The sequence below is a fragment of the Chryseobacterium sp. StRB126 genome, from assembly GCF_000829375.1.
Lineage (GTDB): Bacteria > Bacteroidota > Bacteroidia > Flavobacteriales > Weeksellaceae > Chryseobacterium.
In genome coordinates this window covers 687,995-703,376 of sequence record NZ_AP014624.1, presented here as the reverse complement: position 1 = coordinate 703,376, position 15,382 = coordinate 687,995, and the positions used below count along the sequence as shown (strand labels likewise).

Genomic DNA, 15,382 nt, shown 5'->3' with positions numbered 1-15,382 from the left:
GGTTTTTTGTGTTTTAATTAAGCATTATAAAATTCCGGGGAAAAAGTGACTGTAAACCCTGTTGTTTTATGAATATCATCCGCATATTGATCAAAATAATAAATCTTCGGTGATATTGAAAGTGTTACAAATGATTTTTCGTATAGATAAACCCACAAACAAGATTCAGCCGGTCCCCTCCCTTTAAGCATATTTTGAATTTCTATTCCATTGATCTTATTCAGAGGAATCAATAAGGTTTTCTTTTGATCTGAAAAACCCAGCAGACTATTCTGATTATCTATCCAAAGTAAGGTATTATCCTTTACCCTATTCAGTACTTCAGCCGGTGTTTCAAATGCATAATCCGGAGAATAATGAACATGACAATTTCCAAGTTCCAAGGCTTTATTGATTTCAATTCTTCCTTCATATTTCCGTAAAGGGAAATTCAAAATATCATTCTCTGGATCATGTTTGGAAAACATATTGGCAAGGGCTTTTAGGAAAAATTTCATTGGTTTACAGAGTATTTATTGTGTAACTTTTCACATAGTTTTTCAATATCATCTTTTCTCACCAGGTCATCAATCCATTCCTGAGGAATATTTTCAAAACCATAATAGATTCCTGCCAATCCCCCTGTAATGGCTCCTGTTGTATCTGTATCTTCTCCCAGATTTACCGCTTTCAATACAGCTTCTGAATAGCTTTCCGAGTTTAAAAAACACCATAAAGAGGCTTCCAGACTATGGAGAACATAACCACTTCCCCTTATTTCATCTTCTGGGTAGTCTGAAATATCATTTTTTAAAACCCTATGAAAAAGCTCAACTTCACTTAAGCTAAACCATTGTTTTTCTGCATATTCCGAAGACGCTTCTTGCATATACGTGTATGCTTCCATTTTATTTTTTCCTTTTATTAATTGAATCGTAAAAATCACATAAATAAAACAAGCAAAAACAGAACGGAAATGCCCATGAGTAATAGTAGAGACTTCCTTTACCGTTTGATAAATGTTTTCGAGATTTTCTTCATCTTTTAAATAAAAAGCCAGAGGAAGAATTCTCATCAAAGAACCATTCCCATTATCTTCTTCAAAAATATTTCCTGAAAATCTGGCACTCTCCCCTTTAATAAGTCTTGCAATCGCTTCCCGTGTAGTTCCTCCAATATCGAAAAGTCTTCCGTGGGCAGTCCAGTGACCATATTTATTCCATTGTACAAAGCTTTGTCCGATCTTTTCCAGATCATATCCTTTTGTAAGTACCTCAGCAAGGCAGAGTGTTAGAGAGCTATCATCACTCCAGGTTCCTTTGGGTTGATTATGTGAGCCAAATTCCAGCATTTCGGTAACAGGAAATCGCTTTAAATAATCTCTATCTTTAAACTCTACAGGAATTCCAAGGGCATCACCGATGCATACTCCCATAATCCCTGCCTTTACTTTATTTTCCATTAGGCAAGATCTACCAGTTTATCAAATAACATTTTCATTCCCTGTGTTGCAGTCTCTTTCATCACTACTGCTCTTTCTCCATAACCAAAGCCTGTTTCATTAGGATTGATTACGATTAAAAGGCAGTCATCCTTGATGTCATCGATTAATACCGATGCAGGATATACTCGTAAAGAAGTTCCAATTACCAGTAAAATATCTGAATCTTTTACCATTTCTCTGGCATCATGATATAAAGGAACGTCTTCCCCAAACCAAACGATAAAGGGTCTCAACTGAGCGCCATCTTCGGCTTTATCTCCTATATTGATGTCATCTTTCTGATCGTAGATCAAACTTTTATTGTTACAAGAACATGATTTGAACAATTCTCCGTGGATGTGAAGAATCTTAGTGGAACCAGCCCTCTCATGCAAATCATCAATATTTTGGGTAATGATCTGAACATCAAAATGCTTTTCCAGTTCTGCCAGTAATTTGTGGGCATCGTTAGGTTCTACCTCATGAAGCTGACGTCTTCTCTGGTTATAAAATTCCAATACCAGGGCTCTGTCTTTTTTCCATCCTTCCGGACTGGCAACATCGGTTATATTATGATTTTCCCAAAGTCCATCTCCGTCTCTGAAGGTTTTTATTCCGCTTTCGGCACTTATTCCTGCACCGCTTAATATGGTTAGTTTTTTCATTGGTTTTAATTTTGTTTTATACACTCTGTTTTTGGCCACGAATGCACAAATATAATTGATTTTAAAGAGGAGGATTTAAAAGCTTTTTATAAATTTCTTCATTCTCTTCATCGAAACAGATAAAAATAACTTTCTCTATGATATCTGAGTGAAATTTTCTTATTTCATCAACAGCTATTTCTCCTGCCAGTTCTTTTGGAAACCTATAAATTCCCGTGCTGATATTAGGAAAAGCAATGGTTTTAACTCCAAGATTTTCTGCCAACAGTAAAGAGTTTTTATAGCAATCTGATAAAAGCTTTGAGCTTTTTTCTTTATCATCATTCCAAACTGGTCCTACTGTATGAATAACATATTGTGCAGAAAGATTTCCTGCTGTTGTTACCACTGCTTCTCCTGTATTACATTTACCCTGCCTATTTCTGATCGCTCTACATTCTTCCAGAATTTGTGGTCCTCCAGCACGATGGATAGCACCATCTACACCTCCACCTCCCAATAAAGAAGAATTAGCTGCATTGACAATGGCATCTGCATTAATTTTTGTGATGTCTCCTTTTATAACTTCAATTTTCATAAAAAAGTTTTTCAAAGTATTTGCTGTCATTACTTTAAACTAAGCTTCCTGTTTAGAACCTCATCATCAAATAATAATGGTTTTTCTTCAGGAATGACAAGCTGATCCAAATCATCATTCAGAACAAAATGATACTGCTCTTTTACAAAATCAGAGATATTTTCAATTAAAATAATATCTTCTTTTGCAAAAGAATGAATATGCTCATTTCTTAAACCAATTTGTATAGCTCTTCTTTCCAGTTTGTTTCCAAAAGGATCATGATCCGGATCCCACTGAAGTCTTACAGATGATTCTTTTACCTGATTCTGCCACACTTCTCTGGATATTCCAAGATCATCATTATAGCTAGAAACAATAGCCTTTTCAAGGTATTTTTTGAATGCGTTTAACTTTAGATGTATAGCTAATACACATTCCTGTCCTTCTTTTGTTCCCCAGCCATTACGATACATCATCCAAAGGAAATTAGGTTTTATCCAAGTCATCCTTTCCAGACTGAATCCACCACCAAAATATTGATTTTTAACCGCAAACTCTCCTATTACTTTTTTGTATGACTGATAGACTACAATTTTCTCATCATCATATTGTGCCATGATGTGATGCCCTTTTTGAGGCCAATCTGGTAGCTGTTCTTTATATTTTCTTAATATAAGTTTCATTGTATTTCTTCAAATGGCTTCAGCATTTCTTCTTTCTTTGTAAGCACAGCAAAAACCACTCTTTTAAATTTGTTCTTATATTTTCCATGGAGATATTTTTTGAACAGACCGGCAATTTCTTTCGGATCGTTTTTAAATACTCCACAACCCCAGGCTCCTAAAATCAAGGTCTCATTTCCCTGGTGTAAGGCTAATGAAAGCATCTTATCTGTTCTGATATCCATAGCTCCAAAGATCTCTTTCTCTCTTTGTGGTTCCTGACTTTTTACCACGCCTGCATTCACTGCCGGAGACGTTATAAAATTACACAGAACAGGTTTAGGTAAAAGTTCTCCTTTATCTTTTCTAAATACCGGAACTTTTGGACTGTAAATCATTGTATCGGTATAAAAACAGGATTCCATTGCTCTGTGAACGGTGTAATAATCCCAAGCCTGAAGCAAGCTTTCATACAGACCTGAAGTTCTTGCCAGACTTTCTTCCTGAGCTTCTGCTCCATTGATGAATCCTCCACCTGGATTTTTCGCTGATGCAAAGTTCAAGCACATTATTTTTTCCTGATCTTCTTCTGCTGCTAAATCTAAAATAGCTTTTAAAGAGCTGCAACGCCAGGTTTCAAATTGAGTTTCAAAATGAGTTTCAGGCATTGGAGCAACAGTTAATTCAGCAAGTTGTTCCGGAATGAAAAGAGCGGTTTCTTTTTTACTGATTTCCAGCTCTTTCGATATATCTATTTTTTCGTTGTCTGTATTGATATAATATTTTCTGGCCAAGATATCCAATGTATCTTTTGCCATTCCTTTATTGGTCATGGTTATTTTTGTGTTTGGCCACGAATGCCCTAATATTTTTTATAATCTTATGGATTCGTGGTAGTTATTTTTAAAGCGCTTACCAAGCTTTCTATTTCTGTATTTGTTGATCCCTTAAAGTCGTTTCCCACAAATACTTTAATTACTTCTATGTTTCCCACAATAGCTTGATTAAATGCTTCCAGCTCTTCTGAAGGAACCCACAGCTCATTATGGTTTCTTGCCCCTACATTCTGTGCCGGATATTGATTGGCAGCTTCCTCTGAAACATCAAAACGGGTTACAAAACCAAGATAGTTTCCAAACTCATCTCTGGTATTCCATTTCTCAGCTATTTCTGAGGCATAGTCTTCATCCAATACCGGATAAAAGATGGGTTGCCATTCCAGTCTGGGCGGAAATTCTTTGTATCCATTCTCTATAATCAATACCATTTCCTTCTCTCCTACCGGTCTGTACAATCTTGTTGTTTTCATCTTGTTATCCTTAATTTTATGATCCTATCCTCTGAGCAATTTCATGGGATAACGGATATGTTTTTTCTATAGGCAATAGCTTCTTTGCTTTATTAAATTCTCCTTGCTTGGTAAGGGTTAAAATCTTTTTTACCAGAGGGGAATAATCTTCTATTTTTACAATCCAGTCTTCATTAAATTCTTCTATCAGATAACGGCTGATTCCAACTTGAATGGAACGATATTCCAATTTGTTTCCTTTAATATTTCTTTCAGGATCCCATTGTACATACACTTTCGCATTTTCAAATTCTTCTTCCCAAATTTTGGGATTGGGATAGACTCTTTTTTCAGGAGAGGTTAAAATAGCCAGTTTCAAGACTTTTTCCCAAGCTTCCCGCTTAATATGTATTGCAAGAGTACATTCCTGATTGGATTTCTGTCCGTAATTGCTTCGTTCCATCATCCAAAGAAAAGAAGGTTTAATCCACGTCATCCTACTGAATGAAAAAGGAGCACTAAACTTCTGATTCTCTATAGCTGCTTTTGCAATAGCTTTATTGTAAGCCTGATAGACAACAATAGTATCACGGGTATAATCTGCTCTTATTTCAAATTCTTTCATCACTAATTAATCAAAATCATAGACATACACCTCAACATTCTTATTTAGTAAGGTTCTTTCGATGATAGGTTCTATTTGTTCCCATTTTCCACCAGCAAGCCCACAGCCAATTCTCGGCATATGAATGCTTGCATTCAGTTCTAAAGCTTCGTTGGCCAATGTTTCCAGACATTTTTCAATGGCTTCATATCGAACAGGAACTCCGTTACTTCCGGTTTTCATTCCTTTTTGCCCAATCATATTGGCTACATACATGTTTTTTTCAACCTGTACGATCTGAATTTCGCCCAATCCAAAATTATTTTCACTCCTGAAACGGTGCCAGTTTCTGTATTCTTTTTCCGGTTCTTTCCATCTTTTCGAAACAGCCAATACAAAGCCTTTTCCCCAACCTCCCAAATCATTACAGATATGAGCGATGATTTTTATTCCTTTTGCCTGTGGAACCGTAGCATCTCCTTTTAAATAGTGTATCGTTTTCATTGTTTATCTTTCAAAATGCATTATTTACCTCATCATTGTATTCCAACCCTAAATATAAGATAAAACCTCTGTATTCAGTATTAAATAAGTCTTTTAAAATCTTTTGAATAGGGAGAATAAGATCCGAAAACAGCATCAAACTTCATTTCCAGTTTATCAAATTGAAACTTCTCATCAATCTGATCCAGACAGGTTACCACTAAATTCTTTTTTGTTGAATTGACATAGGCACCATCTAGCTTTAAGGCATAATTCAATAATTCATAATTCAAATCACCAAATCTTAGGTCTTTCTGATACTCATTAAAGGTACAGGTTTCTTCTTCATTGTTTTTCAACATCATCTCTTTTTCATTGCTCATCCAGCCATTTCCGTGGCGTGTTGCATAACTTCTGGTCACATAAAACATTTCAATATCTTCAATATCAATCTTTTTACAGATCTCATAAGCATTTTTGGAAGTGGTATGAGCATAGGTCACATTCGGAAAAACACCGTGACCCATATCTAATAAAATCCCCTGGCTTCCTTCAAATATGAGGTTTTCAAATGAATTCAGATAGCTATAATCATCTATTTTCCAATTGATTTGTTCAATAGCGTCTAAAAAAGGTTTCATCTGCTCATCCATTTGATCCTCATCCATAAAACCATAGTAATAAGCAATTCCCTTCAATTTTTCAATCAACATTTCTCTTGGAGCAATAAGATCAATAGCAAATAGCTTGTAAGGGCTTTCATTTCTTTTCATTGTTGCCCCTACACCTTTTCCACAGGTTCCATGCTCCAGATTTTTTGAATTGTTCCTGTTTTGCCAGACATCAAAAGGCGTGGTTACCTTGGCTAGGGGATGAATATGAAGCTCTGTATTTCCATTTTTTGCTTTTAATTCTTCCATTTCATTGAATAGAAATTGAGGATGAATCGTGCAATGTTCCGTAAGATAAGACGGTAATCCACGAAGAGCTCCGCTTGCAAAGCTGGAATGAACATGCTTTCTGTTTTCCACCATTACTGTATGAGCCGCCTGTTGACCTCCTGAAAATCTGATTACCACAGACTCAGGGTTTTGCTGAGCCAGAAAATCTGTAGTGATTCCTTTTCCTTCATCTCCGAAACCTAATCCTATAACTATTTGCGCCTTTTTCATGTCTAGCATTTTTTAAATTATTGCCCTTCCGGCAAATTGGTGTTCTAAAGCATCTGTACGTTGTCTAATCCTTCCTGATTTGGTGTTCCAAAGGTTTTATCTTTATATTTTTCACAGATAATCCTTTTGATCACCTCCGGAATGTCTCTGTGGTCTTCTATGGATATACAATTCTGACCTAACAGTTCTTTCCAGCCTCTGTCTGCTCTTACAGCCTGATCAGAATGTAAAACACTGATGTGGTATACTTCGTATCGTTTTTTAGCTTCTTCCAACAGTTCATCATGAGTATAGGTTTGTTGTCCTGAACCCATAATTTCTCTGATCGCTGATGCCGGAAGTACTTTCAGACAAGGTTCGTCACCTACAGTAAACAATAATCCTTTCTGATTTCTTTTTTCAAAGGCATCTGTTCTGGTATGAAATGCAGCAAAATACCAAGCTAAAAGATAGCTTTCACCAGCATTTCCTCCTCCTCCGGATTCAATATAAGTACGGGTAAGCCACATATCCAGCTCTTCATCTCCTGACTCAAACTGCCCTACCTGAAGCGGATAGCTGTCACATTCATGATCTCCTATTCCCAGGAAAAGCAATGCCGGATCCGGAACTCCGCTTTGGATAATTCCACCCATCAGCTTTGGTAAACCTTCTCTGATGAGTTCATGAGGAATATGTCCCATACTTCCCGTTACATCCAATCCCAGGATAATGGGAACTGAATTAGGATGCACTTCAGAGTCTCTGGATTCCCTGAAGGAAATTCCGTTAGGAATCATTGAGGGATGTGCCTGTCTTTTGGCATTTTGTGTGAAGATTTCACTTGCAGATTTTGTTTTGTAACCTGCTTTGCTTGCTCTGTCATAACGAGCGTCTATATCGTATCTTGTACTTCCCATGACTAAAATGTTTTTCCGAATAAATATTCAAATCTCTTTTGAGTAACTTCTAACTGAATATTTAGATTTCTGATTGTTAATGATAATTCCATGTCTTTCTGAACGAATGCTTCGGGATTAAAATCCGCAAAAGTCAAACTGTTTTTATCCAAAGGACTGATATCAATAAGTCCTTCCTGTTCCCTCTCGAGTCTTTTTATTTTCAACTCGATGTCTTCTACCTTGCGTCTGTAGATCAATTCCGAATCTTCTCCGATCGTTCGCGCACGGTCTTCTCTGATCTGATCATTATTTCTCTGTAATGATTCGATAAATCTTGGTTTTAATTCATCTTCCATATCCGATCATTTTTTTGTGTTATTATTACGCTAATTCAAAAGGGCATAGCTATGCTTCATTCCTGCGTTCATTTTTAACAGGAATACATTACATCCGTTCTTAAAACATATTTTAATCCGCTCATCAAGGTTTTTCCTTCATGTCTTAAAGGATGGTAAAAGATTAGGGCGGTGCCTTTCTTAGGAGCTACAGTGAAAAGATTTTCGAATGTTGTTTCTCCGCCTTCAAAATCATCGTTCAAATAGATTAAAAAGGTATAGAAACTCTTTTCTTTTTCGTTTCTGATATAGCTTCCGTCACGGTGCATTTTAAATTGCTGGCCGGGAGAATACTTATAAACCCTGAACATCTCATTAAAATTCAGAAGTCTGTAATTTTCATGTTCCTGTGGAAGAAATTCAGCGGCTTTTTTGAAAAGATCTTCTGCAAGATCATTGTCAAAAATCATCAACCTGTCATTGTTTCTAATGCCTTTGCTCATCATCTGGCGTCCTCCAACATTGATTTTGGCTTCTTCAAAATCTTTTCCCTGTGACAAGGCAATGTATTCGTCACATTCAGCTTCTGAAAGAAAGTCCTCAATCAGAAATATCTGCGGATGTAGGTCTGTTTTTTCCATGATTATTATTTTGTGACTGGTTATTGTATTTTTACCCTCTTAATTCATCCCGAACTTCCATTAAAGCAAATCCTAAAAGGTTTTCTCCGTTCCATAATAAAGGATTTTCTGCTCTTGAATCTGCTTCCAGCATCCCTATTCCCCAGATGGTATCATAAGGACTGGCTTCTACAAGGATTTTATCATTCGTTGATAAAAGGAAATCTTTATATTTCTGGTTCTGTGAAAATTTTAAAAGATTTCCCTGTTTTACAATCTCATATTTATGCTCATTCCAAAGTTTCGGATCAAAGTTCTTTACTTTTCTTCCCAGACTTTTAACCTGATTTGGTGTGGATGCCTGCAATATTTTTTCTAAGGTTTCCGGATCATTGAATAATCTTGCTTTACCAGCCATCATATAATGTTCTGCCGTTTTATAAACAATCCCATTTTCTTCAAATTTTCCTGTAAACCATTGGCTAAAACATGACTTGGTGATTTCATCTTTAACCGTGTGTCCCCAGAAAAACAAAAACTTGATCCTTTGTTTCTTCTGAAATCTGTCTTTGATATTTTGTATGGTGTATTTCATATTGTGTTATTTCTACGCAAATGTAATACAATATCATTTTACCCACCAAATTTATTTGTGTTATTTTTACGCTAAAAACATAATCAACTGATTATCAATATAAAAAAAAATAATTTTCATAAGACACTAGAACCACAAATATTTTGCATAAATGACACTAATCTATTAGGTTTTGGCTAAAGCCAATTGAATTTTTGATCATAAAAAAACGGGCTAAAGTCCGTTTCTATTGAATATCTCTTCTTAATATTTTTCTTAGATAAAATATTTACCCTAATTTTTAATAATCTATTACTTGAAAATTGGGGATTATTCGTTTAAAATATTGGTGTGATTAATGGTTAAAAATCTATTTGATTTCGAAGTAGAAGCCTTGTTCTTCCAGCTCTTTATATTTTTCCTGATTAAAGGTAAAAAGCTTTCCTGGTCTTCCGCTTCCTTCTTTTTTGACGTTATTGGTCTCATTAAGCAAACCATAGCTCATGATTTTTTTACGGAAGTTTCTGCGGTCAATTTCTTGTCCCACAATAGTTTTGTAAAGGTTCTCAAGGTCTGAGAAAGGAAATTCTTCATTGAGAAGATTAAAGCCGATTGGCTGATATTGAATTTTGGTACGAAGCCTTTTTAAGGCAATATCAATGATATTTTTATGGTCAAAAGCAACTAAAGGAAGTTGATTCACACTGAACCATTGGGCATCATCTGCATCTGAATCTGCAAACAGCTCATGGTAAGAAGGGTTTACGAGGCCCAAATAAGCCACAGAAACCACTCTATTTCTCGGATCCCGGCCAACGTTACCAAATGTATAGAGTTGTTCTAAAAAGTCAGGCTTTATGCCCGCCTCTTCATGAAGTTCTCTTTTTACGGCATCATCCAGATTTTCATCATCCAGAACAAGACCTCCCGGAAGAGCCCACCCCCCCTTAAAAGGTTCAATATTTCTTTTGATTAAAAGGATTTGTAGATCTTTTTTATCGAAATATCCGAAAATAACCGCGTCTACAGCCACTTTGATATCCTGTAATTTTTTTGGAAGCTCCATAAATTAATTTGCGTTACGAATACACAAATATACGATTTTTAAATTTAATCCCATTGATAAACTTTTATTTTTATGCGTCAAGTTCTGTCGTTACCAGCAATTATTTTTGCCCTACAAAGTTCAATTATTCTGCAGAATAATAACATTAAACAATCACCTAATATTAAAAAAAATGGCAGACTTATTAATTATTGACCAATATACCGGCGAACAATGCGGATATTTAGAAACACAGGTATGGTATGACAACACAACTCCTATGAGTGATGCTCTCTGTGACCATGTAGTATATATAAAACGTGATAACAAGTATTATAAAAGAGTATTAAATGATTATCTAACCGTTAAAATGTTTGGTGCTATTGGGGACGGATTAACCAATGATTCCAGTGCCATCCAAAAAGCGGTTGATTTTTGTGAAACCACTTCTCAGAAAATGCTGTTTTTTCCTCCCGGAGATTATCTTTTGACTACTCCTGTTCAATGCTCAAGAGGAGGGGTAAAATTTCTGGGCTCCGGTGCATTATTAAGAGAGGAAAGTTGGTTTCCTAATCCTCCTTCTTATCCAACATTCCCAAAACCACCATTTTCAGGATGTTCTTTGATTGTTTCTCAAAATAGTAGTGCTATTATTTTTAAGGACAGTGTAGTTGATCCTATTTGTATTGAAGCAATTCAATTTGTGGCAAAAGAAGGAAGAACAGTAGGAACAACGTATGCTATCGATTTTAGATCAGAATTTACAGGACCTACATGGCCTTTTATTATCAGGGATTGCCATTTTAGAGGTTTTAACCGAGCGCTATCTTTTAAGAGTCAAAATGGTTATAATGTTGCCTTTGTACAAGTCACTGGTTCCGCTTTTTCTCAAAATGATGAATGTGTATATTTTGATTTTGCAAATGATACGCAACGAAATTTGTCTTGGGGCTTTTTATTTGAAAACAATAAATGTCATCATAACTCCAGAGTGATTTATGGTTGTTTTGCAAAAGATCTGGTAAAAATTGTTAATAATAATTTTGAAGGTTCTATCCCTTACATTGAAGATCAAATTCATAATCGTCCAAGTCCTGAGCATTATGGCATTGATATAGAAATTGACAATGCTGTAGTTCAGTTTTTTGGAAACCATTTTGAAGCAATGAGTAGTCACGCAGTTTATATCTCCTCGTTAAGAAAAGATATCAATGGAAATTATATGCCTACATTTGGAACGACAGCTACCTCCAATAGAAATAAGGTTGAAATTTTTGGAAATAATATGGATGGAATGACTGAAGACCCAAATCATCCACATCCATATAAGCAAATAAAATTCAATCTAACCGGTGTTCAGGTAATCAATAAGGATGATATTATATTATCTGTTCATGCTTGTGAAATTGTTGAAAATTTGGCAACAAGAGCAAATATTTTTCTAAATCCCGAAGCTAAAAAAGAAGGTACGGTGATTAAATTTTCAGATCCAGGCGGCGAATCCTATTTATTTAATAATACTTTAGAATATTATAATAAAACAAAATTTAGTGTAACCCCTAGGTCTATATTGATCGACGGTGAGCAATTTGAAAGTAAAGGAAATGGAGAGGTTAATGACCTACATTTTGCTGGAGGACATGCTATAAAACTCAACCCCACATCCACATATATTGGCGCTACATTTAAAATTAAAAGCAAAATGGATATACTTACAGCAGAAGTATTTTTCAGTATTCGAAATTTTAATGGAAACGCTCTTATTAGTAATCCTGTTAAATATTTAATGTCTACATTATGTCAAACCATCGGAGATTCATTAATTGTGGCCATCCTTCCCGTTAAAAATGAATATTTCCCTCCCTCTTCAACTTTCAATGATTTCAGTGCAGGACTTACAATGACCTATACAGAAGAAAAAAATATATTGGTGGCTACAGATGTTACTTATTTTAGTTTTGCTACAAAAGACCCAAGCATTCTACCTTATTATTTAAAATCTAATCTTGTTGATAAAGTTGGGACTTTCACTGAAGGACAACATTTTGTAGATATAAATCATAAAGTAAATGTTGTCACTGAAAGTGGAACGATTAACTTGGAAGGTTTTCTCGAAGTGAAAACGGAGACAGGGGTAGTGAAGACTTCCGTCACAGGATATGCTGGGGAGAATTTTATTAAAGTAAATCAGCCTCGAAAATTGACAATCGGGCAATATATTAGAATCGACGATCTACAAGCCATTGAAAGCCATAAATTTCATCAGATTACCGGGTGTGAAAATGGACAAAAATTTTACTTAGATAAATCTCTACCTATTGCAATTACTAATTCCACTTTTTCTTTTAAAGAGCCAACAATTACTATAATTACCTAATTATATCTTATCAAAAAGAAGCTGCCTCTCATCTTAAAAAGGGAGAGAGCTTCTTCTTATTCATTTGCTCTTTATTGATACCCATATAATAAAAGTCTATCCCCTTAAGTTATTATTATAACCAACTTAAAATTAAATATTTATGAAAAATTTACTAGCAATCATCACTATTGCTTTTTTACTTACATCATGTGAAAAAGGAAAAACCGCTACCTCTGAAAACTCAGATAAGAAAGACTCTCTTACAGCCAGTTCTGAGTGGAAGCCTGTAGATTCAGCTGCTGCAACGAAAGCATGGATGGATTTTGCAACTCCGGGCGACATGCATAAAATGCTGGCCAAATTTGACGGAAACTGGACTGGTGCCACCAGTATGTGGATGGATGACAGTGGAAAATCAGTGACTTCTACTTCTGAATGCACTAATAAAATGATCTTCAATGGCCGTTATCAGGTGAGTAATTACAAGGGAAATTTTATGGGGATGCCATTTGAAGGAATGAGTATCATGGGCTATGACAATACCAAGAAAAAGTTTGTAAGCACATGGATAGACAATATGGGAACAGGCTTAATGCATGCAGAAGGAGATTGGAATCCTGCTAAGAAATCTATTGATTTTAAGGGTAAAATGACAGATCCAAGCCGCCCGGGAAAAGAATGTGAGATAAGAGAAGTTTATACGTTTACAGATGATAATACCCATACCTTGGAAATGTATGGACCTAATCCCAAAACAGGAAAGGAAATGAAAACAATGGAAATAAAATTCACGCGTAAAAAATAAAACAAAAGCCGCTTCTTAATGGAAGCGGTTTTTGTTTTATAATGAATGAATTAATCATTAAGCTTTAATACAGCCATGAATGCAGATTGTGGTACTTCTACCCTTCCGATCTGTTTCATTTTCTTCTTACCTTCTTTCTGCTTTTCCAATAGCTTACGCTTTCTGGAAATATCTCCTCCGTAACATTTTGCGGTAACGTCTTTTCTTAAGGCTTTGATAGTTTCTCTTGCGATAACCTTCGTTCCTAATGCTGCCTGAACAGCGATATCAAACTGTTGTCTCGGGATCAGTTCACGAAGTTTTTCACACATTCTCTTACCGATATAATAAGCATTACTGTCGTGAATCAACGATGAAAGGGCATCTACCATATCACCATTAATCAGGATATCCATTTTTACAAGCTTAGAAGCTCTGAATCCGATTGGGTGATAATCGAATGATGCATATCCTTTAGAGATTGATTTCAATCTATCATAGAAGTCAAATACAACTTCCGCAAGAGGCATATTGAAAATTAGTTCAACTCTTTCAGATGTTAAATAACTCTGGTTAACGATCTCTCCTCTTTTCTCAATACATAAAGTCATTACAGCACCAACAAAGTCAGATTTTGTAATGATAGAAGCCTTAATAAAAGGTTCTTCTACTCTATCCATTGTGGAAGGATCCATCATTTCAGATGGGTTGTTAATCAAAATCGGAACTTCAGGTTCTTTTTTGGTATATCCGAAGTACGATACGTTAGGTACCGTAGTAATAACGTTCATATTGAACTCTCTGTCAAGACGTTCCTGAACGATTTCCATGTGAAGCATTCCTAAGAATCCGCAACGGAAACCAAAACCAAGGGCTGCAGAACTTTCCGGTTCAAAAACCAAAGAAGCATCATTCAGTCTTAATTTTTCAAGAGAGAATCTCAACTCTTCAAAATCTTCAGAATCAATCGGATAAATACCTGCGAATACCATTGGTTTTACCTCTTCAAATCCATCAATCGGACCATCTGCAGGTTTTTCGAAAGAAGTAATAGTATCTCCCACTTTTACTTCACGGGCATCTTTAATCCCTGAAACCAAATATCCTACGTCTCCACACTGAATGGTTTTCTTTGGAACCTGCTTCAGTTTTAGGGTTCCCACCTCATCTGCTCCATATTCTTTTCCTGTAGCAAAGAATTTGATCTTTTCATTTTTGGTGATACTTCCGTTGACTACTTTGAAGTAAGCTTCAATACCTCTGAATGGGTTGTAAACAGAATCAAAGATCAAAGCCTGAAGAGGACCGTCTGGATTTCCTACCGGCGCAGGAATTCTTTCAACAATCTGCTCCAGTAAGTGATGAACACCTTCTCCTGTTTTTCCGGAAACTCTCAATACATCATCATATTCACATCCGATAAGATTCATGATCTCATCAGTTACTTCTTCAGGGTTGGCAGACGGTAGGTCAATTTTATTCAAAATTGGAATAATCGTTAAATCATTTTCCAATGCTAAATATAAATTACTGATCGTTTGTGCCTGAATACTTTGCGCAGCATCCACAATTAGAAGAGCTCCTTCACAGGCAGCAATAGAACGGGAAACTTCATAAGAGAAGTCTACGTGTCCTGGTGTATCAATCAGGTTTAGAATATATTTTTCTCCTTTATATTCATAATCCATCTGGATCGCGTGAGATTTGATGGTAATCCCACGTTCCTTTTCCAAATCCATATCATCTAGCGTCTGAGACTGTAGTTCTCTTTGAGTAACGGTATTCGTATACTCCAAAAGACGGTCTGCCAAGGTACTTTTACCATGGTCGATATGAGCGATTATGCAAAAATTTCGTATGTTTTTCATTTAAGAATCTTGTAATTTGCA

General features: G+C 35.8%; 18 protein-coding genes. 2 read left to right on the top strand and 16 right to left on the bottom strand.

Annotated features, from left to right (window positions below; genetic code table 11):
• Nucleotides 1-17: 17 nt before the first annotated feature.
• The 15 genes from CHSO_RS03025 to CHSO_RS02955 form a co-directional block, all read right to left on the bottom strand.
• A complete protein-coding gene (locus CHSO_RS03025) occupies nt 18-497 on the bottom strand; it encodes a hypothetical protein (protein ID WP_045492220.1) in 480 nt (159 codons plus the stop codon).
• The gene (locus CHSO_RS03020; protein WP_045492218.1) at nt 494-1,441 is read right to left on the bottom strand and encodes an ADP-ribosylglycohydrolase family protein; all 948 of its coding nucleotides are present in this window, start codon (nt 1,439-1,441) and stop codon (nt 494-496) included. Before CHSO_RS03020 ends, CHSO_RS03025 begins: the two co-directional genes overlap by 4 nt.
• On the bottom strand, nt 1,441-2,127 hold the full coding sequence (locus CHSO_RS03015) for a Sir2 family NAD-dependent protein deacetylase (RefSeq protein WP_045501756.1): 687 nt from the start codon (nt 2,125-2,127) through the stop codon (nt 1,441-1,443). The genes CHSO_RS03020 and CHSO_RS03015 overlap by 1 nt, the downstream gene beginning before the upstream one ends.
• Before the next feature lie 61 nt (nt 2,128-2,188).
• Entirely contained in the window at nt 2,189-2,704 is a 516-nt protein-coding gene (locus tag CHSO_RS03010; RefSeq protein WP_045501754.1) for an O-acetyl-ADP-ribose deacetylase, read from the bottom strand.
• Between the two features lie 29 nt (nt 2,705-2,733).
• Nucleotides 2,734-3,369, bottom strand: coding sequence for a DUF4291 domain-containing protein (locus tag CHSO_RS03005; RefSeq protein WP_045492216.1), 636 nt, complete (start codon nt 3,367-3,369; stop codon nt 2,734-2,736).
• Entirely contained in the window at nt 3,366-4,181 is an 816-nt protein-coding gene (locus CHSO_RS03000; protein WP_045492214.1) for a TIGR02452 family protein, read from the bottom strand. Before CHSO_RS03000 ends, CHSO_RS03005 begins: the two co-directional genes overlap by 4 nt.
• A gap of 47 nt (nt 4,182-4,228) precedes the next feature.
• Nucleotides 4,229-4,657: a hypothetical protein gene (locus tag CHSO_RS02995; protein ID WP_045492212.1), complete on the bottom strand. Its 429-nt coding sequence runs from the start codon at nt 4,655-4,657 to the stop codon at nt 4,229-4,231.
• 16 nt (nt 4,658-4,673) lie between these two features.
• Entirely contained in the window at nt 4,674-5,261 is a 588-nt protein-coding gene (locus tag CHSO_RS02990; RefSeq protein ID WP_045492210.1) for a DUF4291 domain-containing protein, read from the bottom strand.
• Between the two features lie 6 nt (nt 5,262-5,267).
• Nucleotides 5,268-5,744 (bottom strand): macro domain-containing protein, encoded by a 477-nt coding sequence (locus CHSO_RS02985; protein WP_045492207.1) that lies wholly within the window; start codon nt 5,742-5,744, stop codon nt 5,268-5,270.
• 80 nt (nt 5,745-5,824) lie between these two features.
• The gene (locus tag CHSO_RS02980) at nt 5,825-6,895 is read right to left on the bottom strand and encodes an adenylosuccinate synthetase (RefSeq protein WP_045492204.1); all 1,071 of its coding nucleotides are present in this window, start codon (nt 6,893-6,895) and stop codon (nt 5,825-5,827) included.
• A 44-nt stretch (nt 6,896-6,939) separates the two neighbouring features.
• Nucleotides 6,940-7,794 carry a hypothetical protein gene (locus CHSO_RS02975; RefSeq protein ID WP_045492202.1) on the bottom strand — a complete coding sequence of 285 codons (855 nt, stop codon included), beginning with the start codon at nt 7,792-7,794 and terminating at the stop codon, nt 6,940-6,942.
• Nucleotides 7,795-7,796: 2 nt separating this feature from the next.
• Nucleotides 7,797-8,132: a hypothetical protein gene (locus CHSO_RS02970; protein WP_045492200.1), complete on the bottom strand. Its 336-nt coding sequence runs from the start codon at nt 8,130-8,132 to the stop codon at nt 7,797-7,799.
• A gap of 74 nt (nt 8,133-8,206) precedes the next feature.
• Nucleotides 8,207-8,752: a prolyl hydroxylase family protein gene (locus CHSO_RS02965; protein WP_045492199.1), complete on the bottom strand. Its 546-nt coding sequence runs from the start codon at nt 8,750-8,752 to the stop codon at nt 8,207-8,209.
• 31 nt (nt 8,753-8,783) lie between these two features.
• Nucleotides 8,784-9,326 (bottom strand): NADAR family protein, encoded by a 543-nt coding sequence (locus tag CHSO_RS02960; protein ID WP_045492197.1) that lies wholly within the window; start codon nt 9,324-9,326, stop codon nt 8,784-8,786.
• A gap of 349 nt (nt 9,327-9,675) precedes the next feature.
• Nucleotides 9,676-10,371, bottom strand: a complete 696-nt coding sequence (locus tag CHSO_RS02955) for an NUDIX hydrolase (RefSeq protein WP_045492195.1) — start codon at nt 10,369-10,371, stop codon at nt 9,676-9,678.
• 172 nt (nt 10,372-10,543) lie between these two features.
• Here CHSO_RS02955 and CHSO_RS02950 point away from each other — a divergent pair, with 172 nt between their 5' ends.
• A complete protein-coding gene (locus tag CHSO_RS02950) occupies nt 10,544-12,727 on the top strand; it encodes a glycosyl hydrolase family 28-related protein (protein ID WP_045492193.1) in 2,184 nt (727 codons plus the stop codon).
• 142 nt (nt 12,728-12,869) lie between these two features.
• A complete protein-coding gene (locus CHSO_RS02945; RefSeq protein ID WP_045492191.1) occupies nt 12,870-13,514 on the top strand; it encodes a DUF1579 domain-containing protein in 645 nt (214 codons plus the stop codon).
• A 50-nt stretch (nt 13,515-13,564) separates the two neighbouring features.
• Here the strand turns inward: CHSO_RS02945 and lepA are convergent, their stop codons facing one another.
• Nucleotides 13,565-15,361 carry a translation elongation factor 4 gene (gene lepA / locus CHSO_RS02940; RefSeq protein WP_045492188.1) on the bottom strand — a complete coding sequence of 599 codons (1,797 nt, stop codon included), beginning with the start codon at nt 15,359-15,361 and terminating at the stop codon, nt 13,565-13,567.
• Nucleotides 15,362-15,382: the final 21 nt, after the last annotated feature.

Bases quoted from the DNA above. Each gene is read 5' to 3' on its own strand.
- CHSO_RS02970 (WP_045492200.1), bottom strand. From the start codon at position 8,132: ATGGAAGATGAATTAAAACCAAGATTTATCGAATCATTACAGAGAAAT.
- CHSO_RS02990 (WP_045492210.1), bottom strand. From the start codon at position 5,261: ATGAAAGAATTTGAAATAAGAGCAGATTATACCCGTGATACTATTGTT.
- CHSO_RS02985 (WP_045492207.1), bottom strand. From the start codon at position 5,744: ATGAAAACGATACACTATTTAAAAGGAGATGCTACGGTTCCACAGGCA.
- CHSO_RS02965 (WP_045492199.1), bottom strand. From the start codon at position 8,752: ATGGAAAAAACAGACCTACATCCGCAGATATTTCTGATTGAGGACTTT.
- CHSO_RS03005 (WP_045492216.1), bottom strand. From the start codon at position 3,369: ATGAAACTTATATTAAGAAAATATAAAGAACAGCTACCAGATTGGCCT.
- CHSO_RS02980 (WP_045492204.1), bottom strand. From the start codon at position 6,895: ATGAAAAAGGCGCAAATAGTTATAGGATTAGGTTTCGGAGATGAAGGA.
- CHSO_RS02995 (WP_045492212.1), bottom strand. From the start codon at position 4,657: ATGAAAACAACAAGATTGTACAGACCGGTAGGAGAGAAGGAAATGGTA.
- CHSO_RS02960 (WP_045492197.1), bottom strand. From the start codon at position 9,326: ATGAAATACACCATACAAAATATCAAAGACAGATTTCAGAAGAAACAA.
- CHSO_RS02975 (WP_045492202.1), bottom strand. From the start codon at position 7,794: ATGGGAAGTACAAGATACGATATAGACGCTCGTTATGACAGAGCAAGC.
- CHSO_RS02950 (WP_045492193.1), top strand. From the start codon at position 10,544: ATGGCAGACTTATTAATTATTGACCAATATACCGGCGAACAATGCGGA.
- CHSO_RS02955 (WP_045492195.1), bottom strand. From the start codon at position 10,371: ATGGAGCTTCCAAAAAAATTACAGGATATCAAAGTGGCTGTAGACGCG.
- CHSO_RS03010 (WP_045501754.1), bottom strand. From the start codon at position 2,704: ATGAAAATTGAAGTTATAAAAGGAGACATCACAAAAATTAATGCAGAT.
- CHSO_RS03020 (WP_045492218.1), bottom strand. From the start codon at position 1,441: ATGGAAAATAAAGTAAAGGCAGGGATTATGGGAGTATGCATCGGTGAT.
- CHSO_RS03025 (WP_045492220.1), bottom strand. From the start codon at position 497: ATGAAATTTTTCCTAAAAGCCCTTGCCAATATGTTTTCCAAACATGAT.
- CHSO_RS02945 (WP_045492191.1), top strand. From the start codon at position 12,870: ATGAAAAATTTACTAGCAATCATCACTATTGCTTTTTTACTTACATCA.
- CHSO_RS03000 (WP_045492214.1), bottom strand. From the start codon at position 4,181: ATGACCAATAAAGGAATGGCAAAAGATACATTGGATATCTTGGCCAGA.
- lepA (WP_045492188.1), bottom strand. From the start codon at position 15,361: ATGAAAAACATACGAAATTTTTGCATAATCGCTCATATCGACCATGGT.
- CHSO_RS03015 (WP_045501756.1), bottom strand. From the start codon at position 2,127: ATGAAAAAACTAACCATATTAAGCGGTGCAGGAATAAGTGCCGAAAGC.